At 49.8% G+C, this 19256-nt stretch carries 29 protein-coding genes and 3 pseudogenes; 17 read left to right on the top strand and 15 right to left on the bottom strand.

All coding sequences use genetic code 11. The features are described from left to right. Window positions 1–8 precede the first annotated feature (8 nt). The 12 genes from E0E29_RS09025 to E0E29_RS09075 all read left to right on the top strand — a co-directional run bounded on the left by E0E29_RS09025 (window position 9) and on the right by E0E29_RS09075 (window position 6164). Window positions 9–419 carry an isoaspartyl peptidase gene (locus tag E0E29_RS09025; protein ID WP_130849596.1) on the top strand — a complete coding sequence of 137 codons (411 nt, stop codon included), beginning with the start codon at window positions 9–11 and terminating at the stop codon, window positions 417–419. Then, on the top strand, window positions 419–688 hold the full coding sequence (locus E0E29_RS09030) for a hypothetical protein (RefSeq protein ID WP_130849597.1): 270 nt from the start codon (window positions 419–421) through the stop codon (window positions 686–688). Before E0E29_RS09025 ends, E0E29_RS09030 begins: the two co-directional genes overlap by 1 nt. 3 nt (window positions 689–691) lie before the next feature. Next, window positions 692–1285, top strand: a complete 594-nt coding sequence (locus E0E29_RS09035) for a DUF4376 domain-containing protein (protein ID WP_130849598.1) — start codon at window positions 692–694, stop codon at window positions 1283–1285. Further along, entirely contained in the window at window positions 1282–1449 is a 168-nt protein-coding gene (locus E0E29_RS18115) for a hypothetical protein (protein ID WP_165449851.1), read from the top strand. Before E0E29_RS09035 ends, E0E29_RS18115 begins: the two co-directional genes overlap by 4 nt. A gap of 7 nt (window positions 1450–1456) precedes the next feature. Then, window positions 1457–1900: a putative ABC transporter permease gene (locus E0E29_RS09040; protein WP_130849599.1), complete on the top strand. Its 444-nt coding sequence runs from the start codon at window positions 1457–1459 to the stop codon at window positions 1898–1900. 92 nt (window positions 1901–1992) lie between these two features. Further along, window positions 1993–3018, top strand: a complete 1026-nt coding sequence (locus E0E29_RS09045; protein WP_130849600.1) for a tyrosine-type recombinase/integrase — start codon at window positions 1993–1995, stop codon at window positions 3016–3018. An 11-nt stretch (window positions 3019–3029) separates the two neighbouring features. Then, window positions 3030–3785 (top strand): phage tail tip lysozyme, encoded by a 756-nt coding sequence (locus E0E29_RS09050; RefSeq protein ID WP_130849601.1) that lies wholly within the window; start codon window positions 3030–3032, stop codon window positions 3783–3785. Between the two features lie 61 nt (window positions 3786–3846). Continuing rightward, window positions 3847–4131: a hypothetical protein gene (locus tag E0E29_RS09055; protein WP_130849602.1), complete on the top strand. Its 285-nt coding sequence runs from the start codon at window positions 3847–3849 to the stop codon at window positions 4129–4131. A gap of 4 nt (window positions 4132–4135) precedes the next feature. Continuing rightward, window positions 4136–4987 carry an N-acetylmuramoyl-L-alanine amidase gene (locus E0E29_RS09060; RefSeq protein ID WP_130849603.1) on the top strand — a complete coding sequence of 284 codons (852 nt, stop codon included), beginning with the start codon at window positions 4136–4138 and terminating at the stop codon, window positions 4985–4987. A 1-nt stretch (window position 4988) separates the two neighbouring features. Next, on the top strand, window positions 4989–5348 hold the full coding sequence (locus E0E29_RS09065) for a hypothetical protein (RefSeq protein ID WP_130849604.1): 360 nt from the start codon (window positions 4989–4991) through the stop codon (window positions 5346–5348). A 19-nt stretch (window positions 5349–5367) separates the two neighbouring features. Next, window positions 5368–5697, top strand: a complete 330-nt coding sequence (locus E0E29_RS09070) for a hypothetical protein (RefSeq protein ID WP_130849605.1) — start codon at window positions 5368–5370, stop codon at window positions 5695–5697. Window positions 5698–5717: 20 nt separating this feature from the next. Continuing rightward, window positions 5718–6164 carry a hypothetical protein gene (locus E0E29_RS09075; RefSeq protein WP_130849606.1) on the top strand — a complete coding sequence of 149 codons (447 nt, stop codon included), beginning with the start codon at window positions 5718–5720 and terminating at the stop codon, window positions 6162–6164. Window positions 6165–6621: 457 nt separating this feature from the next. On the opposite strand, the gene E0E29_RS09080 is transcribed toward E0E29_RS09075, so the two are convergent. The 12 genes and pseudogenes from E0E29_RS09080 to E0E29_RS09140 all read right to left on the bottom strand — a co-directional run bounded on the left by E0E29_RS09080 (window position 6622) and on the right by E0E29_RS09140 (window position 12846). Further along, window positions 6622–7527 (bottom strand): site-specific integrase, encoded by a 906-nt coding sequence (locus E0E29_RS09080; RefSeq protein WP_165449852.1) that lies wholly within the window; start codon window positions 7525–7527, stop codon window positions 6622–6624. A gap of 177 nt (window positions 7528–7704) precedes the next feature. Further along, window positions 7705–7890: pseudogene (locus E0E29_RS18700) on the bottom strand (helix-turn-helix domain-containing protein); the annotation flags it as partial. Continuing rightward, entirely contained in the window at window positions 7887–8096 is a 210-nt protein-coding gene (locus tag E0E29_RS09095) for a helix-turn-helix transcriptional regulator (protein WP_130849608.1), read from the bottom strand. The pseudogene E0E29_RS18700 and the gene E0E29_RS09095, both read right to left, overlap by 4 nt. Continuing rightward, window positions 8093–8455: a hypothetical protein gene (locus E0E29_RS09100; RefSeq protein ID WP_130849609.1), complete on the bottom strand. Its 363-nt coding sequence runs from the start codon at window positions 8453–8455 to the stop codon at window positions 8093–8095. Before E0E29_RS09100 ends, E0E29_RS09095 begins: the two co-directional genes overlap by 4 nt. 224 nt (window positions 8456–8679) lie before the next feature. Beyond that, on the bottom strand, window positions 8680–9000 hold the full coding sequence (locus E0E29_RS09105; protein ID WP_130849610.1) for a sigma-70 family RNA polymerase sigma factor: 321 nt from the start codon (window positions 8998–9000) through the stop codon (window positions 8680–8682). A 684-nt stretch (window positions 9001–9684) separates the two neighbouring features. Then, a complete protein-coding gene (locus E0E29_RS09110) occupies window positions 9685–10128 on the bottom strand; it encodes a hypothetical protein (RefSeq protein ID WP_130849611.1) in 444 nt (147 codons plus the stop codon). 84 nt (window positions 10129–10212) lie between these two features. Next, window positions 10213–10554, bottom strand: coding sequence for a hypothetical protein (locus tag E0E29_RS09115; protein ID WP_130849612.1), 342 nt, complete (start codon window positions 10552–10554; stop codon window positions 10213–10215). 281 nt (window positions 10555–10835) lie between these two features. Next, complete coding sequence (locus E0E29_RS09120) at window positions 10836–11231, bottom strand: hypothetical protein (protein WP_130849613.1); 396 nt, start codon at window positions 11229–11231, stop codon at window positions 10836–10838. A gap of 42 nt (window positions 11232–11273) precedes the next feature. Next, window positions 11274–11552 carry a YggL 50S ribosome-binding family protein gene (locus E0E29_RS09125; protein ID WP_242622439.1) on the bottom strand — a complete coding sequence of 93 codons (279 nt, stop codon included), beginning with the start codon at window positions 11550–11552 and terminating at the stop codon, window positions 11274–11276. Further along, window positions 11533–11940, bottom strand: a complete 408-nt coding sequence (locus E0E29_RS09130) for a hypothetical protein (RefSeq protein WP_130849614.1) — start codon at window positions 11938–11940, stop codon at window positions 11533–11535. The genes E0E29_RS09125 and E0E29_RS09130 overlap by 20 nt, the downstream gene beginning before the upstream one ends. Further along, on the bottom strand, window positions 11937–12191 hold the full coding sequence (locus tag E0E29_RS09135) for a hypothetical protein (RefSeq protein ID WP_130849615.1): 255 nt from the start codon (window positions 12189–12191) through the stop codon (window positions 11937–11939). The genes E0E29_RS09130 and E0E29_RS09135 overlap by 4 nt, the downstream gene beginning before the upstream one ends. 16 nt (window positions 12192–12207) lie before the next feature. Next, the gene (locus E0E29_RS09140) at window positions 12208–12846 is read right to left on the bottom strand and encodes a hypothetical protein (protein ID WP_130849616.1); all 639 of its coding nucleotides are present in this window, start codon (window positions 12844–12846) and stop codon (window positions 12208–12210) included. Between the two features lie 388 nt (window positions 12847–13234). Between E0E29_RS09140 and E0E29_RS19240 the strand changes: the two are divergent. The 5 genes and pseudogenes from E0E29_RS19240 to E0E29_RS09160 all read left to right on the top strand — a co-directional run. Continuing rightward, window positions 13235–13345: pseudogene (locus tag E0E29_RS19240) on the top strand (SWIM zinc finger family protein); the annotation flags it as partial. Then, window positions 13346–14533, top strand: coding sequence for a hypothetical protein (locus tag E0E29_RS09145; RefSeq protein WP_242622440.1), 1188 nt, complete (start codon window positions 13346–13348; stop codon window positions 14531–14533). Between the two features lie 13 nt (window positions 14534–14546). After that, window positions 14547–15449, top strand: a complete 903-nt coding sequence (locus E0E29_RS09150) for a hypothetical protein (RefSeq protein WP_130849618.1) — start codon at window positions 14547–14549, stop codon at window positions 15447–15449. 100 nt (window positions 15450–15549) lie between these two features. After that, the gene (locus E0E29_RS09155; RefSeq protein WP_130849619.1) at window positions 15550–15918 is read left to right on the top strand and encodes a hypothetical protein; all 369 of its coding nucleotides are present in this window, start codon (window positions 15550–15552) and stop codon (window positions 15916–15918) included. A gap of 179 nt (window positions 15919–16097) precedes the next feature. After that, a complete protein-coding gene (locus tag E0E29_RS09160; protein WP_130849620.1) occupies window positions 16098–16958 on the top strand; it encodes a hypothetical protein in 861 nt (286 codons plus the stop codon). A gap of 111 nt (window positions 16959–17069) precedes the next feature. Here E0E29_RS09160 and tnpC read toward each other — a convergent pair whose 3' ends face one another. From tnpC to E0E29_RS19250, 3 genes and pseudogenes are all read right to left on the bottom strand, one after another. Next, the gene (tnpC, locus tag E0E29_RS09165) at window positions 17070–18056 is read right to left on the bottom strand and encodes an IS66 family transposase (RefSeq protein WP_130849621.1); all 987 of its coding nucleotides are present in this window, start codon (window positions 18054–18056) and stop codon (window positions 17070–17072) included. Beyond that, window positions 18005–18394, bottom strand: a complete 390-nt coding sequence (gene tnpA, locus E0E29_RS19245) for an IS66 family insertion sequence element accessory protein TnpA (RefSeq protein ID WP_130849622.1) — start codon at window positions 18392–18394, stop codon at window positions 18005–18007. The genes tnpC and tnpA overlap by 52 nt, the downstream gene beginning before the upstream one ends. A 375-nt stretch (window positions 18395–18769) precedes the next feature. Next, a pseudogene (locus E0E29_RS19250) lies at window positions 18770–19063 on the bottom strand (DUF4367 domain-containing protein); the annotation flags it as partial. Window positions 19064–19256: the final 193 nt, after the last annotated feature.

Raw genomic sequence — 19256 nt, forward strand, 5'->3', positions numbered from 1 at the left:
ATATCACGGTGAACCACAATAGCTATATCACAGTAAAAAGAGCAAAGTTCAAGACTATTAGCGGCGAAGTAAATATCCCATACGGCACGAAGCTGGAAGTGGGTGGAAATGTTTTGCTGCACAACGGGAAACCGGTATGTGCCGTGTTCAGTGATTGCGCATATGAGTTCTTTGCGCAAAACGACGATGGACAAGGGCTTCTGCGTGGAAAACTCATTCAAACCATCAAGTCTACACTTGCAAAGCATGATGAGGCACATCAGGACAGATGGGATAAGATTTGGGATGATCCTCGCTGCCAGCAGTACAAGTGCAGTGATCGTGATGATTTTTGGCTTTGGAACCACGATTTCTATAATGCTGAAATCGAAGATCTGAAACATATCGCCAAGTTGATTGGTGCAAAGGAGGTCAAGTAATGTATCGGATTATCAAAATTGACGGGACGGAATTGGGTATTACCGATTCTGTCAACTACATTCGTTATGGTGATGGGGGATGTTTTACTACAGCAACTCGTAAAGATGCTATCGGTGTGGCATTCAAGAGCGTGGCCTATAACCTGGTTGGGCATGAAGATATTGAGGGTGCCGATACTGTCGTTGTCTCAGAGATCGACGGTGGGCAAGAACTCAAAAGCCATCAGACTACCATCGAAGGTCTGATTCGGACAATTTTGGAGGGCTGAGAGATGAAGGATAAACTGAGAGAAATGTATGAAAATGGCCTGCGCGGAATCGAACCCTCCATTTCAGCGAACGGCCTTCTGAAGGCCGTTGCGAATGGTTGGATCACGACCGAAGATGCAGTGGAAATCCTTGGCAGTGACAATGCCTTGGAAACTGTACGTGCAGCGAAACTCTTGGAAATTTCCAAGGCTTGCAACGCGGTCATCGTAGCCGGCGTAGACGTACCTATCGGGGATCGCCGTGACCACTTCAATCTGAAACTGGAGGATCAGAGCAATATCAACAACCTATTCCGCGTGGTTGAGCTGGGGGGTACTGAGTTCCCCTATCAGGCCGATGATGGAACCTGCACGGTGTATTCTGCTACCGAGATTGCTCAGATTTACGTTGCGGCTCAGACGCTGATTACTGGTCAGACGGCATATCACAATGCTCTCAAGAGCTATGTCAATGCCATGACTGACGCTGAGGAGATCGCTGCTGTGCAGTATGGTATGGATCTGCCCGAACCCTATGCTGCGGCTTTGTCTGAGAAGATGGCAGTAGCCCAGGCTCAGATGGAAGCTATCATGCAAAAGCTGGGCGGTGCCGCATGAGCAGCGTTGAGCTGATTGCGGAACTAACCGACATCTGCATTCGTCAGGCTGAGATCATTAAGGCACAAGCCTTTATGTTGGCACAGTTTGGCGCTGAGGTCAAAGAGGAAGAGGCGCTGCGGGAACAAAACCGGCTGAAAGAAATTGCCGGAGAATGGGAGTAAGATAAGCATGGAGCGAAAACGAATTGGGAAGTGGGTGCTTTCTGTTCTGCTCTGGTTTTGGACTGGCGGTGTGTATTTCTTCGGCGAGGTCATCTGGAAGACTTCTCAGGGTAGGCCAGAAACGATCAGCTGGACGATGTTTGCGTTGGCGATTATTCTGGCCGTCCCCCTGGAACGCTTCGGAGCAGAGCTTCCCTGGGGAATGCCGCTGGTAGGGCAGGCGTGTATCTGTGCTGCCGCGATTACAGCGTTAGAGTTCGTTACCGGACTTGTTTTGAATGTGTGGCTTGGTTTGGGAGTGTGGGATTACTCGCACTTGGCCGGGAACATCCTGGGACAAATCTGCCCGCAGTTTACTTTGCTGTGGCTCGTCCTATCCGTTGTGGGTATTGTCATACTGGACTGGATGAGGTATGCGGTAGAGGGTGGAGAGAAGCCCCGCTACACATAACAGAATAAAACAGCTATTTGCTAACCATTTTTAAGAGCCGTACCTAAAAAAAGGTGCGGCTCTTTCTTCATACGAAAAAGGAGGTGAGAGTTATGGGACGGAAGACGAGACAAAACAAGATCACCAGCCCGGAATTGATCGCCCAGATCAATCCGAAGAACATTCGGCTGATGAACGATTTTCTGGAATACCTGCGGAGTATCGGCAAGGCGGATTCCACCGTTAAGGCATATACGAGCGATTTGTATATTTTCTTCGTGTGGGTACTCCAAAATGCGGACAACAAGTATTTCCCGGAGATTAGCAAGCGTGACATCATCTCGTACCAAAACTGGCTGTTGCGGAACAACGAGAACTCTCCCGCCCGTGTGCGCCGGCTGAAGAGTACGTTGTCATCTTTGAGCAACTACATCGAAGCAATCTTGGATGACGAGCTTCCCAACTTCCGGTCAATCGTCCGCAAGATCGAGAACCCGGTAAATGAGCCGACCAGAGAGAAGACGGTGCTGACCGACGAACAGGCCGATCAACTCTTGGACTATCTGATGGAGCGCGGGCAGTACGAGAAAGCCTGCTGCTTCGCTTTGGCGCGGTATTCTGGACGGCGCAAGTCTGAGCTGACGCGATTCAAAGTGTCGTACTTCGACGACGAGAACATCATCTATGGCACGTTTTACAAAACGCCTGAGAAAGTCAGAACGAAGGGCAAGGGCGTCAATGGAAAAATGCTTACCTGCTATGTGCTGGCAAAGCCTTTCAAGCCCTACTTCGATGCGTGGATGGCGAAGCGGGCAGATCTGGGTATCGAAAGTGAGTGGCTGTTCCCTGACAGGGACGATCCTACGAAGACGGTGCCTATCTCTACACTGAACAGCTGGGCGGAGACCTTCTCCAATATTCTGGGTATCCCTGTGTATTGGCATAGTCTCCGGCACTTCTTTACGACTTCACTTGCCAAGGCAAACCTGCCCGATTCTGTGATCAAGACCATCATTGGATGGGAGAGCTTGGAAATGGTGGATATCTACAAGGATATCGACGATGAGGACGAAATCGGCAAGTATTGCATGAACGGTGAAATCGTCGGGCAGAAGCAAGCCGCGCTTTCTGATCTGTAAGGAGGTGCGAGATGAACGAACTGACAATTCATGACTACCTTCAAAAGAAGGGATTGAGTGAGTATGGGATCGCTGGGTTGATGGGCAACTTGTTTGCCGAAAGCGGCCTTAATCCTCGAAATTTGCAGAACAGTTATGAAAACGTCCTTGGCATGAATGACAATGCTTATGTAGCTGCTGTGGATAACGGTACCTACACAAATTTCGTGCAGGACAAGGCTGGTTTTGGCCTTGCTCAGTGGACGTTTTGGACTCGGAAGCAAGCCCTGCTGGATTTTGCTAAGGCGTCTGGAAAATCTATCGGCGATCTCATTATGCAGCTGGATTTTCTTTGGAAAGAGCTGTCCGGGAGCTACCCCGGCGTGCTGGCGGTGCTGCGGGCGGCAACCTCTGTATTGGAGGCTTCCAATGCCGTGCTACTGAACTTTGAGAAGCCGGCAAACCAGAGTAAGGATGTTCAGAAGAAGCGTGCTGAGTATGGGCAGCGGTACTATGACCAGTTTGCCTCACAGACTGCTCCTGCGTCCGACTCTGATTTGGAACAGTTCAGAAAACTCTTTCAGGAAATGAGAGCTGAACTGCAGGACAACGACTGCGGCCAGTGGAGCGCTGAGGCGCGGCAGTGGGCGTTGGATATGGGTTTGATTACCGGCAACGGGACTGTCATCAATGGTGAACCCAACTATATGTGGCAAGACCTTGTTACCCGTGAACAGTTCGTGACGGTGCTCTACCGTCTTGCTCAAATCATGGGGTCGCCGGCATGAAAAGTATCTACGGTTAGTAACGAAAATATCTGACCGTTCGGAAATAAAGAGGTGAACTTCAATGGTCGATATCAACAACATTGTATCCCGTGGTGGGTACCTGGTGGATGGCGTGACAGGAGAGAAAGTCCTGTTCTATGAGTGCGATCCCAGAAAAAACACGGAATGTAATCGTGAAATGTGTCGGGGTGGCGGGGCAGAGGATGAGGGTGGCTTCGGGTTCTGCTCTAAGACACTCGATCCGCGTTTCCGTAAAGACGGCGGTAAGGCTTGGTATGCTGTGCTGAAGACATCAGAGGACGGCGGCGAGCCTTACTGGGGCAGAGAATACGTGGAGGTGGTTTGAAGTGATGACAGTTCAAGAATGTATCCAGTACGTTGAAAGCCATCTGGAGATCCGCCCTGCGACGGATAACGGAGCTTATACCAGCGGAAGAACGATCAAGCCTGCTGGCTGCGTAAACCATTCTGTTGGCTGCGCCCAACCTTCTGTCGATGTGTTTTTCAACACGATGAACAAGTCCAGTGCGGGCTGGGGTGTTAATGCTCTCCTTGGTGACTTCCATAAGGGCGAAGGACGAATTATTCTCGCTTTGCAATGGAATGGTCGCCCGTGGGGATGCGGTTCCGGCAGTAAGGGTTCGTGGAATAACACGAAGGTGCAGTGGGAGATTTGCGAACCCGCAGGCCACACCTATGCTGGCGGCACGATGGTCGGATACGACGTGGCGAAAAACCAGGGCTATTTCGACCGGATGTGGAAAATGGTCGTGGCATGGAATGTCTATATGGTCAAGAAATTCGGATATCCGATTTCTGGAATCAGCGATCATGCAGAGTCATATCGTGCCGGCTACGGCTCTAACCATGGCGACGTGGGGCAGTGGTGGCCGAAGCATGGCAAGAGCATGGATGCTCTGCGGAAGGAAGTTCAGGAAATTCTCAATGGCGAAACGGAGGATGATGACATGGATGTAACACGTTTCAAAGAACTCTGGAGCGAAATGCGTAAGGAACTCCAGGACAATGACGCAAGCGCATACAGCGCAGAAGCACGCGAGTGGGCAACGAAGAATGGTCTGATCGCCGGTAATGGTACGACCGTCAGCGGCGAGCCGAATTGTATGTGGGGCGACATTTTGACCCGCGAGCAGTTCGTCACCGTTCTTTATCGTTGGACTCAGATGATGGGCAAGGCGTAAAATGACCATCTCGATCGAGCGTGGTAAGAAGAAAAGCAAGCCGAAATCGAAGAGGCCACGCCTTGGATTTACCAACTGGCTTGCTGTATGTATCATGATTTTCCTTGCCGCTGGATTGGCCGGCGGCTTTTACCTTGCTCGACTGAGTATCGTATATGGGTATACTGGGGCACTGGCTTGCTACACGGCAGCTTTTGCTCCGATAGGAACTGCCTGCAGTATTGTGCTCAGTAAAATTGTACACAAGAGCGAGGTAGAAAACTCTGGTGCTGATGGAGAAGGAATTAAATTCGCAACTGCTAAAGCACACAATTTTTGTGAGGACGGCATAGAGGGCAGCAAAGAAAGCCCTGCAATATAAAAAAGGAGGATAGAGTGCTATGGATTCTGAATGGGTACGACTGATTGTATCGGTGTTGTCTGGTCTTGCCGCAACTATCCCGCTGGCAATCCAGCTGGTGAAGTATGTGCGGAAAACGATCCAGGACAAAAACTGGCCGGAAGTTGTTAAGCTCGTTACCAGTTACATGGAACGCGCCGAGACGATGTTCGAGAAGGGTGCAGATCGGAAGGAATGGGTCATGGCTATGGTTAAGGCTTCTGCCGATACTGTAAATTATGATCTCGATATGGACAAGATTTCCGATCTGATTGACAGTCTGTGCGATATGAGCAAGATTGTCAACGGTACCTCCAATACGGCGCGATAAGCACTTTGGAGGGACATGACATGAACATGGGAGAGATCTTGGGATGGAGCGGAGGAACGCTCCTTTTGCTTATGACCTTTGTTCAGATTGCCCCGATCAAGGTAAATCCTTGGTCATGGTTGTCAAAGAAGATTGGCAGAGCAATCAACGGTGAGGTGTTGAATGAGATCGCCGACATCAAAAAGGAACAACGTGAGACACATGACAAGCTCGAAAAACATATTCAGGACGATGATGAGCGAGATGCGAGTATGCACCGTCAGCGTATTCTGCGGTTCAACATTGAGCTTATGAGGGGCGAGGACTTTACACATGAGTGTTTTAATGATATGCTCCTTGACATCGACGAGTATGAGAGATTCTGTGAAACACACCCCGGATATAAGAACAACCGAGCGGTCATGGCTATTGCCAACATTAAGCGAGTATACCAAGACCATGAGGAAAACGGTGGGTTCCTTGTATGAATGAAGAGGGGTACATTTCTGTACCCCTCTTTTTTTGCTAATAGTCTCTATTTGACATGGGTGGTATTGGTGTGTATAATATATAAGGTGTACACAAACCACGAAGCCTATCTGAGGTTTTAAGGTGTTACCACAAATTTTACCACATTTGACTATCACAAGATAAAACAAGATAAAAGCAAAATGGGTAAAAAAGTTTTGGATTTCATGCGAAATGTGAGATAATAAAGCATGATAAGGCAAGATAGAGCATACCGTGAATTGTTCCCCACCATGAAGCCCCTCGAGTGATGCGTTGCCGAAAAAGTGCTGTAATATCAAGGGTTTCCGGGTTTGGCATTGACTGCCAAAAGGCCGTTTGACCACACTTTGACCACACTTTTTTCGGATGACACAAAATTGAACTGAAATAGAGGCTAAACGGGCCCGTGATTTTGGTAATCACGAGCCCGTTTTTTTATTTGAAAAGTGACATTGACTGCCCGATTCCCTGAACGGACTCTGCCATTTTTTCTTGTGTCACATGTGTATATATATCCATGGTAGTGGATATTTCAGCGTGCCCCATGATCTGCTGAATGATCTTGTGATTGGGTTCCACCTCAAACATACGGGTACAGAACGTGTGCCGTAGATTATGAACAGTAAAGCGGGGGAGTAGGAGTGGGTCTCGGCCCTCGTGCGCTGCAATTTTGCTTTCCAGTTCATTGTAATCCCTGCTGATGCGTTCAATGGCTCTGTTCAAGCAGTGGGGATTAAGAAGATCGCCGGTCCTGTTCCGAAAGACAAAGTCAGTATAACCTCCGATTGAGGGACTTTCCTTGGGGTATATTTCATCCCAGATTTCAAAGTGGTTGCGGAGATATTCCTCAACCTCGGGCAGCATGGGAACGATACGGTTGCCTTTTGCAGTTTTCGGTGTTGTGATGTGGAACTGGCATTTGCCATCAATCTGCCGATAGATCAGGCTGTGGTTGACAGAGATGGCTTTCTTATCAAACCAGATGTCGTTCTTAGTGAGACCAACACACTCCGCAACGCGCAGGCCTGTCCCAAGCAGCGTTACAAAAACAGTCGCCCAATGATAATATGTAGGACTTGTGATAATGTAATTGAGGAAGGCGTGCTGCTCAGCTTTGGTTAAAGCAATTCTGGGCTTCGCATCATCTTCTTTCAATGCTCGGTACACTCCTTTGCTTGGGTTTTTGCGAATCAGATCATCATCAACCGCCATCTCCAGTGTGGGATGGATGAGGTTGTTGATCCCGTCAAGTGAGTTGGTTTTGAAACCGTTGTCCAGAAGTGCTTTATAAAGCTTCTGGACATCGCTCTTTCGGATATTACCGATGGGCTTTCGTGCCATATCTGTTTGCTGGATGTACTTTTCCCACATATACAGATAGTTGGATCGGGTAGACTCCTTGAGTTTACTTTTCGTAGGTGTCCAGAGTAAAGGCCGACCTGGTGTGGCCCAGGATGCCGGACAAGGTCTTGACGTCTACGCCGCTGGTCAGGGCATGGGTGGCGAAGGTATGCCCTTATTCTCGCTCATGCCCACCGCTCGTCCAATCGTTTTGATGCTGGGCCAGCACTGATGTGTCTTTCGGTTTTCACACCGTTTCAGAAAGCTATAGACCGCCAACTCTCCGTAGTCCAAGCCCAGTTGGAAGACTTCGTTGGGCAGAGAGAAAAAATTTCCGCGCCCACTGTACTTGCTGTACCTCATACACCACCTCCCACACGCTCGTTCACCCACTGGATGAACTGCTCCTTGGGCACCACCATCCGGTTGCCGATATGCAGCACCGGGAAACCCGGCTCATGCATCAGTTCATATCCCGACGATGGAGATACGCCCAGGACTTTTGCCACCGTTGCCGAGTTCAGGAACAGCGGCAGGTCATCATAGGATCTGTATTCGGATTCTTTCAATCAGCATCCTCCTCTTGATCGTCATAGGCATCGTCTGGATGCACCAGATGCAGGAACTCCTCCACGGAGTTGACCACCCCGGCGTCCTTCAGTTGCTGGTAGCGGATCAGGTCGCAGAGCATTCGGAAATTGACTTCCGCGCACTCCAACAGCTTATCCATCGCCACGATCTGTTGCTCCGCGCTGAGTGTTGTTGCTTTTTCTGGGCCTTGCAGATAAGCCTGCACCGCGTCCTCCTCCGGCATATCCTCGCCTAAGATTTCTCGCATTCCCTGAAGGACATAGTCCAGTGTTTCTCTCTCCGCGTTGGCGGTCAGGAAACTCAGAAGCTGTTTTTGCCTTGCGCCAAATAAATCCATCGTCATTACTCCTCTGTATATTTTGATCTGGGTTCCCCTGACTACGGCCAAGGTCAGGTTTCCGAGTGCCGGAAAATCACCCGCTACTTATCAGGACACTCACAGGCGGTTTGTAAACCAAAGAATAAAAAATATTTTGAAAAATTCTGCTCCCATCCATCATGGACAGGAGCGGAGCCTGGGAACAGTATAATTCAGAGAACAAAAACATCTGAGGGACTCTGTCAAATGACAGAGCCCCTCAGATGTTCGTGGAGCTTTTTCAGCCGCTTCGATACCGCCGCCTTGGACACGCCGTAGATCGTTCCGATCTCCTCCATAGTCAATCCCTGGCCATATCGGAGTTCGACAAGATCCCGGCTCTGAGTGCCAAGACCATCGACGGCTTTCCGCAGACATTCCAGCTGGAGGTTCCGGAACACCGTATCCTCCACGGGACGCCTGACACATTCCGAGCCGGACAGCACCGTTTCAGACTCACTTTTACTCAGGTGCCTTTGGTCCCGCTTATCCTGCGCCTGTTCCCGCTTCCAATCCTGCTTCATTCAGGAAGTCTGCGACCTCCTTTGGCACTGATACGTGCTGGCCACTATAGGTAATCACGACAGAGTAGTTCATTTGCATCCTTTCCACTTTCCACGGAAAGGCGCACACCCGCGCTGCCGGCACAGCGCCAAATACTGAAGATCTTTATGGAAGTTCCCTTCGTTCAGGGTGGTTGTGGTGCCCTACGAGGCCCATGAATGTCTGAGGTCCCACCGGGGTGTGGACCTCACCGGAAAGCTGCGAGTTTTCGGCTTTCGCCTAATTCTAATATAGAACAGATGTTTGTAAATGTCAATGCTGCATAAGTTGCTGGAGCCAGTCTGTGGGGGGCTTTCTTGTTTCATTCCCCCGCAGAATTTGAGATTTTTACAAATTCGTCTCTGTGAATAGAGCGTTCCAACTGCAGGATCTTGACCGCGGCGCAGCCCGCCCAGAAAATCATGAGGGAAAGGACTTTTGTATGATAGGCCGCTGCCCCTGGAACTGATCGCCGATATCGCAGCGTGGTGCGTCAGACGCGAGAGATCGTGATATTCTTTTGCCTTGCTGATGGGCAGCGCTCGTCTGTCTGATCGCTTGGAAGTGTAGAGCAATCAACGTATGTATGCTATCATTTTCTTCGAAACGATATCATTATCATTAAACTGGTCAATGATAGGATTATCCAGCGGCCGGGGCTCCTGTCAGTCCCAAGAGTTAAATATGATCTCCCCTACCATCTGCGGGTTCCAATAGCGGATCTGCTCCAGTTCCTCCGAACTCAACTCCCCGCACAGGCTGCGCCAGTCCTGATTCAATTCATCAAAACTCAGAAACCGCACCGGGCTTTCCGGCAGTTGGAGCCATTCCGGTTGCTGGGTCAGAACAAATCTGCCGGAAGTATCCCGCTGAGCAAAGGCCGCATAGGGATAATGGATGTTCTGCAAAACAAAGACAGACTGGTCGTATCTGCTGAGTTTGGCAGTATAGAAGTTCCTTACGGCTGTGTCCGTATCCACTTCTGTCACAGCTCCGCCGTTTTCCCAGGCCAATGCATGGCACATCCGGCGGAACGTTTTTTCATCCAGGAACAGAGGCGGATTTGTGTTTATGCTCCCAAATCCTGTAATCCCTCTTGGAAGTATCATTTCATCGTCCTTTGTTCGCAGTTTCTATTTGAACGGACAGCATTCTGTATCACATAGAGCGTTATCACGAATACCCAACTTTTATCAGCTCATCAGATCATCAATGCAGTTGCCGTTAAGGTCAAAAATTGCGGTATAAATTGCCACATAATCATCCTCCTCATCATTGATGTCCATACTGAACGCAATGCAGAGCAAGGGCGCGTCATACATATAGTTTTTCTCAAATGCGGCAATTTTCTGCTTAAACTGATAGGTCTCTGCCACAGTCCGGTAATCTGCCCGCATTGCTCTCTGAAAATTCTTCGGATCATCATCGTACCAATTTTTCAGGTATTCCATCATGAACTTCGTGGTTTTCTCAAATATCTCATACTTTTCAAGGTAATCATCAAACGGCATCCCGTTCAGCAAAATCTCGCTCATAGATACGATCCTCCTTTACACAAGAAACATCCCCTGAGCCTCCACCAGCTTCCGCAGGAGTTTTATGGCGGTCTGGTTTTCTTCTGTAATTTTCTTCAGCGTGACGATATTGTATACTTCGCCGGTCTCAATATGAAACACCATATCCAGTGTTGGGAACAAAAATCTCATGGTCCCAAAGGTCTTTTGAAACACCAAGTCAGACAGTTCATCCAGGTCACTGATAGATTCAATTGGGAACTCAAGGTAATACTCCTTTCGCTGTATCTCTTCAGGCCCATTTAATCTCCCACGCCGGACAATCCGTATCCGTGCTCCATGGCTGCATCACATACATGACCCAATTCATCCGCAAAACGCCGAATCTTTTGGAAGGACACGCCATATTGCTCAATCACGCTGTTTTCTTCTGTGCCATGTTCCTCAAGCCATTTTACGATGGACTGCGAAAAAGTCTTGATTGCCGGAACCTGATCCGCTTCAAGTTGGGTTTCCCTGTATGGATCAAATTGGTAATATTGTGTATAGTTTGTGAGTTCGTTTCTGGCATCGTACAGGAAACCGTCTATTCCTTTCGGTTCTGATACCATGTGATGTTTCATCGTTTTTCTGGGGCTCACCGACACAATCTCAAACGCATGGTTAAGGTCTTTGGCTGCAACTATCTCAAGTGCCACCCTTTCACTATCCTTTCTTTTCGTTATTTTGCAGGGTATCCCTTATCGGTCTTCTTCCGGCCAAACCGGCTTTTCCGGAATGCCGTCCTCGTTGATATAGTAGCCGTCTACGATGGTTCGTACACCGCCACCAAAACTCCAGCCGTTTTCCTCGATGAACATCAGGAACCGATCCAGGAACTGGTCCTCTGAAAGCTCCACCGGCACTTCCACGCACCCTTGGAACTCAAACTCCTTGCGGTGCGCTGTATTCATACCGTTCCGAGGAGGATGCTTCTCCGCTTCTGGCTCCATTGCAGCTTTATATTTCCGGTGTTTCATCGTCGGTTGCCTCCGTTTCTTCAAATGGCAGATGGATGGGATAGAGATCCAACACAAAATGCTCCTCATCAATTTTTGTATTGGGATGGCAGTCCGAGCAGCCAAAGGTCACATCCCCGATCCGGTGGGTGAAGTCCTCCGGGCAGCTGCCAAAGATGATGTACTGGCAGATGGGGTACTCCAAGACTCCATCTGCCATCGGCTCCGGCAGAAAAATCTCAAAGGGTTTTTCAATGTCCACCCCCAGGGAGTCCAGATACCGGGCCACCTCCGGATAGGCCGCCTTGACCCTGGCGCAGTAGTTTTGGCAGTAGGCACAATCACAGATGCTCTCAGGGCTGAGATTACGGTAATAGGCCCTTGTTTTTTCAAGTTCAGGCTTCATCACGGCTTCTTCCTCCTCACGAGGGCCTTCAAAAACTTCAAATAGTCGGCAAGCACGATTATCCCCATGACCAGAAAGAACCCCCTTATGAAAAGGCCTTGGCCCTCTATCACAAACACCAGCAGGAAAAGGCATGCAAGGCCGATCAGGTACAGAAGGGATACAAGGATCGTACAGACAATTCGGATTGCCCTGGATGTCTGCTCCGACTGGGCCGCATCGATCAGCTCTTGCAGCAAGGGATTTACCCACATGGAAAGTAGCACCTCCTCACACCAGGATCCAGTTCTGGCCGTCCGGCATTCGGCGGAAATTTCCCGGTATCCGTTCCAACACTTCCCCGGTATTATAATCCCGCACCAAAAGTTCCTCCCGGTAGTCCGGGTCCTCATACCAAACCGAAGTATACAGCCTGTTCCCTTCCAGAAACTCAAAAAACTCATGGTCCCCTATTGCAAAGTCCCGGTGTTCCGGCCAGATAATCTGAAACTGATTGTCATGGGCTGACCGCGTCAGCATAAGCGGTGATGCCTCCAGCATGAGATTGTAGCAGTCCGGCACGATAGAGAGAGGCAACACCACCAGCAGCTCAGTGGTTTCCGTTGCTTCATAAAAGGTTAGAATACGAATCTCTTCCTTTGGAAAATCTACCATCAGCAGTACCACCCGCCCATCGTGATACACCGGTCTTCCAAGATATTGTCCCGACTTTGTGCGTACCGGCTCATAGATCGTGCCCTCCGGGCAGTGGACCAGGACAAGCCGGTTTTTGTCGATGGGATGGCCGCTGCGGAACAGTTCCTCGGCCTCATATAAATCGTTGCTGGCATAGTCGGCGCCCCAGTACCATTCGCTGCTGCCAGGCAGCGGCTCCAGATTGGTGATCCCGTTTGTGATGATGCGTTTCATACACTGTCCTCCCAGGCTATGTGGCCATGTTTTGCCTAAGTGCCGAGATTATACCATAGCGAATGGAGGAAGTTCATGAAGATTCTCTTAAAGTTTTCTTGATTTACTGGAAGCAAAACGCCTCTTTTGTTTACAGCCCCGTAAATTTTGAGTCTCGTGAAGGATGGAATTGGCTTGACATTCTCTTGGTCAGAACCGCAATGCAGCAAGTCGGAAACAGAAAAGCCTCCCGCCTTTTACTGACCTGAGCCGGTCAGTAAAAGACGGGAGGTGTTTTTGACCACATTTTTAGCCACAGAGCGGTGTGGAACACATGGAAACAATGGCTTTAGAGAGTGACGGAAAGCAAATGTAACGGAACGGAAAGAGTATAAAATGGGCGGAAATTATGCAAAAAATCTTTCGGTATTTTATTGTTTTTAGCGCATCAGAAAGTGCGCCAACCTGTCGCTGCAGCTGTCCGAGCCGGCAATTCCCCTGTAAGCACGCGCTTGGGTTGATGTTTGAGGTGTTGGAGGAAAAGAACTTTGCGGTTGCGGAGATCCCGGTGGATATTGCAGACAAGCGGGCAAAACAGGCGGCGCGTACTGCTAAGAAAGAGTCTGGTGAGCCCCAGCCAGCTAAGCCGAAAAAGACCAATACAGCGGCGCAGAAGAAAAAACTCCAGCAGCAGTTGGAAGGCCTGAATCTGGCGGAACGCATGGTGAATGACCTGCTTTCTTCTGGTATTGCAACCCTTGCCGGCACATCTGCGCAGTCCTTTGAGAAGCTGGCGAAGGAATTGGGAAACTATTACCTGACCGGACCTCAGACGGCATTCCTGCGCATTGCACTGGCTGTACATATGATCCAGACTCACCCGGAGCAGGCAGACGAATACTATGCGCAGGCGCTTCGTGTGCTGGTCTCCCTGCATTCAACCATCAAAAAGTCCCGTGAGTTTTTGAACAGCAAACTGGAGGCAGGGAACTACTCTGCTGAGGATTCCATTTTGTACGAGGCACTTGGCGGTATCTGGCGGCTGGAGGATCTGAAGGCCATCGGTTCTTACAGAGAGAATGTAAAGCTAATTCAGCTGTCATTTGACGTGGCCTATGATGACCCGAAACGGGAGTATGTGGAACGGGGGTTCTGGCTGGATCTGGAACGGGGTGAGCTCTTCCAGACGCTGAATTACCGCCCCATTAAGGCCCTGAAATACGTGAAGGGTGAGGACAGCTGCTTCGATGTGGTAGAAATCCCGGTGCTGTATGAGTATCCGGGGGAGGTCTGTCCCCGGGTTCGCTGGGAGGGCTGTACCACACGGCCGCTGAGCGATTTGGAGCGCCCTGGTATCCCGGCGCTTGCCAAGGGGGACATTCCCAGCACGGTGAAGCTGGCAAAGAATCAGATGAAGAATACCCTGCTGCCCAAGTACATTCCGGCCATGATCCCGGTGGGACGTGTTGGCAGGGTAGAAGACGCCCTTGTTCTGGAAGACCCGGCAGGCAACCGAATTTTGATGCGAGACCGATATGAGGAAGGAACCGATCACGGTACCATTGGAAAGCTCGCTGTCCTGCCCACGAACATACCGGAGGGCAGCGCCCTGTTCGGACTTGTGTTTTACGATGAGACTGATCACAGGATCTGTCTGCACCCGTACAGCGTAGTAACGCCGGAGCAGATCATCCGGCTCCAGTATTGAGGGGGGTGGCGAAATGAATCTGCAGGCATTATATGACCTGAAGGACCGGCTGGAGCACGCTGCCATTGCGGGTACAGGACTGCTTCAGGAGGACTTTCGCCTGAAGAGGTCTGTTGAGGCTCTGGCCCCTCTAGCCGCCGCCAGCCCAGTGTTTGCCAAAATCGCTGCCGCCACGCAGTCGTTACTTGCGGCACCGGCTGAGGAGCGGGGCAGGAAACTGCTGGATGTACTTAGCCTCATAAATGCGGTTGTCTATACCCAGGGTACGGTAACGGTTCCTGGTGAGCTGCAACCGCTGGAAATACAAGGCGGCGCCTATGTCCAGGCCTCTTATGGTCAACTGCAGCCACTGCTCGCTGCACTGGGTGGAACGGGAAGCGGCCGAATGGCACAGATCAAGCGGTACTGGGAGGATCATCCCGAATATTTCCGGGATTTTCGGGTGCTCCCCTACGTGATTCGGACGCTGGGCGATCCGTACGGTGAATTGTGCGATTTAATCTCCCACATCCTGCAAAGCATGGGCTCCGATGTGCTTCCACTGCTGAAAGAGGGCTTTGACGGTAAGGGCAAGCGTGAGATGGTGCGGCGTGTTCAGCTGATTGAGGCCATTGCAGGGGCGCGGGAGAATGATTTCTACCTTTCTGAATTGGAAAGCGCAGAAAAAGAGGTGCGCTGCGCGCTGATCTATGCGCTGCGCCATGAGGAATCCAATGCGCAGAAACTGGTGGAGCTGTGCCAAACGGAACGATCCGGCCCCAAGAAGTACGCCCACTGGGCCCTTGCCAAGCTGGAGTCCGATATTGCCTGGGAATACTGGGAGACTCTGGCCCAAAAGGACCTGAAGCAGGCTGCCTCCTATATGACCTTAGGGAATATCCTTGGGGGGATGCTTTGTTGCGTCGGTCTAACTTAAAAAATAAAAAAATTTCTTTGTAAGAAAAGGCCTCTTTTTTGCGTTGTAAGTGTAAGCAGATAACAGTACTTTTCTTCCGTTGCAGAAAGGAGGTGTTTCTTTGAAAAAAAGCATTATTTCGTTTTTGTTAATCTCTATGTTCGCATTTACAATCATGGCCCCAAGTGTATTTGCGGCAGACGTTGATACTTATGCAATATCGGGTCGACTTTCCCTAAGAATTGAAGGGACAACGGCATACTGTGCTGGAAAGTATAGTAGTGGAAACAAAAATGATTATATTGAGATAGTGATCACATTAAAACAGGGAGAAAGGGAAATTAAGTCCTGGAGCGCCTCAGGGAGAGGAACTGCTACAGTTTCAAAGACTTATACTGTGCAAGCAAAGAAATCATATCAGTTAGTTTTATCTGCGAAGGTTAATGGCAAAGAAAAACCAAGTGTAACAGTAACGGCAACAGGTAAGTAATCAGCAGAAACAAACTCGCACACATGCGAATCTCAAGAGAGAACTCATCTTGAGAGGGTAATCGTTATCTGAGGATCCGTCTGTTTACTAACATGGTTTAACTTTGTAAGGATAGGAGGGGAAAGTATGTAAAAAGAAAGGTGTAAAAGTAATTTCCAAACAATAAGGAGGTCATATCTATGAAGAAAATTTTATCTGCAATTTTGACGTTGGCAGTAGTGCTCAGTGTATCCACTGTAGCATTTGCGGCCAATAACTGCGACGCTACGACAATGGACAACACTCCGGTTGAAGAGGGAGAAACCGCATTTTGGGGGCCGGAAATCACTTACGATTGTCCGGCACCTTTGTCGGAAGAGGTTCCGGAAGGAGAGAGTCTGCTTATTTCCGCTGAGGAGATCAAAACCATGAGCGAAAGTGAATTAGCTAACGCTCTGCATGAGAAAGCCCCTCAACTGACAGAAGAAGAAATTTCCCAGATTGTAAGCTACTACACCAGTGAGGATTTTGAAGCTGGGATTGCTCCCGTGTATGGCCTTTATGACCACCCAGAGTGGTATATCAAGCCTTACATTAAAAGCACAAGGAGAATGGTACAGTATGCGACCCAGTGGATCGGCATTGATGCATATAGATCTTCTGTGGGAATGACTAAGGGCAGATCGGAGACCAAGAGTATCACATTTTCTTTGGGATATACGGGAAGTGCAGAAATTAAAAAGGTAAAAAATGAGCTAAAAGCAAGTTTCAGCCACACATCGAGTGTAACTGTATCGGAGAGCCAAACCTGCCCGGCTTGGACAACGATGAATTGGCGTCCGTATACACTGTTTGATGAACAGACCTATTATGGAAAAATGAAGATTACCACTATTATTCCGAACCCGGGCGGTGTATACAAGAATGTATGGTATGACGAACATGAAGGCGTAAATAAGAAGTTGGTTTTGGATACCCATGAGGTATGGTCCAGAGAAAATAAGGCGAAGGATGTAAACGCCAGAACACCGCAGCCTCCGACGGGAAAACCCAATGTGTAAATGTGTAACTGCGCAATAAATCATTATTGTATTGTAACCGTCAAATCTCCCTGCGCATAAAAAGGCCGCCATCTCAGTGCCTGTGCATTGAGATGGCGGCCTGCAGTTCTATTATGATTTAGGACTTCTGCATTCCTGGGGTGCGTTCACCGGGAGGAAAGATTCGGCCCAGGCTTCATCCGTCTGGCTCATGTCAGGCGCGTTGTGCAGGAGCCAAACCAGGTAGCGGTAGGGATTCAGGTCGTTCTCCTTTGCGGTCTCAATCAGGCTGTAGATCACAGCGCTGGACTGGGCGCCGGCCGGGGTGTTGGAAAAGAGCCAGTTCTTCCGGCCCATGACGAATGGCTTAATGCTGCGCTCGGCACGGTTGTTGGAGAGTTCCAGCCTGCCGTCCTCCAGATAGCGTACCAGATAGGGCCACTGCTCCCGCAGATAGTGCAGTGCCTTGCCCAAGGCGGACTTGGGCGCCGTCTTGGCGCTGGTCTCATTTGCCCATGCCAACAGAGCGTCCAGAACCGGTTTCTCCAGTTCCAGCCGCTTGGTATAGCGCTCTTCCGGCGTCAGTTCCACGAGAGCCTGCTCCAACTGAAACAGCCTGGTGCAGTAACACTCGCCGGTGGCCGCCAGAGATTCCTGCCGTTTCTCTTTGGGCAGCGTTTGCAGCGCCTCGTCAAATTTTCGCCTGGCATGAGCCCAGCAGCCAACCACCCGGATATTCTCGGGCAGCTTGTGGTAGCCCTGGTAGCCGTCCGCGTGCAGCCAGCCGGAAAAGTCCTTGAGGAAGGCCGCCGCGTGCTCCGCCTTCCGGCTGGTCTGGTACTCATACAGGACAATGGGATACTCGGCGCAGCCGCTGGTCCGGTAGACCCACATGTAGGACTTGCTTGTAGAAGTCCTGTCCGGTTCCTTCAGCACCTGTAGCGTGGTCTCATCCCCGTGCAGCACGGTTTCCCGGCACAGCTTCCGGTGCAGGGCGTCATACACCGGCCGCAGCCAGGTGTCTGAGGCCTGCAGGATCCAGTTGGCCATCGTCTGCCGGGACAGCTTCAGCCCCTGCCGCTGGAACTCCTGCTCCAGACGGTACAGCGGCGCGTACATGACGANTCAACCAATATTTTCAGCTGCTCCATCCCACACGACGGATAGATATCCATTCTCACATTCCCGACATACAGCGTAGCGGAATGTTCTGCTTCGTTGCGGCATTCCTGCCTTGGAATCGGCACTTTTGCAAAGGCAACCCTGTCCTGTCCTTCCTGCTGTGCCATGCTGCCAGCAACAGACAGTACTTCTCGCTCCCAGCGATAATATGTAGTTGGTGTGATTCCCTGTTGCCTGCACCATTCCCGAACCGATCGCCCGCTGCTCCGGCATTCCTTGATTGCTGAAGCCCATTCCTGTAACTGTGCCTGGTGTTTCAACTCGATAGATGTCACTGCAAGACCCCCCGTACAAAATAGTGCTGGAACGTTCCGCTACGTTCCAGCACTATTATCTCATACATGTCTATCCGCCTGCTCCTTTGACGGTTACATTGTATTGTGCAGGATGTAGGAAAGGGGGCCTCTTACGAGTCGGTAAGAGGCCCCCTTTCCTTTGAGATAATGGTTTACTCGTCACACCATGTGCGAACGAGTAAACCATTATCCACTTATTTTCCTGTGTATGTTGTTGACTTCTACTTAACTTTATCATAGCTTGTCCTGTCCACTGAGGTGTTGGCACTTTCCAGTGGACAGGTTTGCAGAGAGTGACAGTAACGATTTTTGCAGCTGAGCTTGGCCGTGAACCTTCCGGCATTTTGAGGGTAGTTACACCCGACCCGAACATTTAGAAACGCTGCATGCCATCTTCATCAACAAATCCTTTTCAAAAAATCCGTCTATAACGAATTGAATGTGTGCTTCGTCATCGTACCATGTTATACAACTACTCTGTTTCTCATCGGCTGAAATATATAAGTGTCCAGGACATCCATTAACCGTAACATTTTCGACTTCCATGTTTTCTGCATCGATTAAAATTGCAGATCCCTCTTCAACTCGCACATATTCAAATCGGAGTATATCTCCTTCTTCATTTTCATAATGGAAACTAACTACACTTTTACCTGCTTCTAAGTGCTGTTAACTGCTGTAATGCCAATGGTTTTTAGAACAGATAAGAGTAGTTAAAAGTGGGTAAGTGTAGGTAATTCGTATATTATTTCTGTACCATTCATACAACCATATTCCTACACTTCTTGATGTGGTTGATTTTATTTCTACACCTATACTCCTACACTGAAAGCGAGCTTGG

Origin of the sequence: Intestinimonas timonensis (assembly GCF_900626145.1) — a bacterium.
Classification (GTDB): domain Bacteria; phylum Bacillota; class Clostridia; order Oscillospirales; family Oscillospiraceae; genus Intestinimonas; species Intestinimonas aquisgranensis.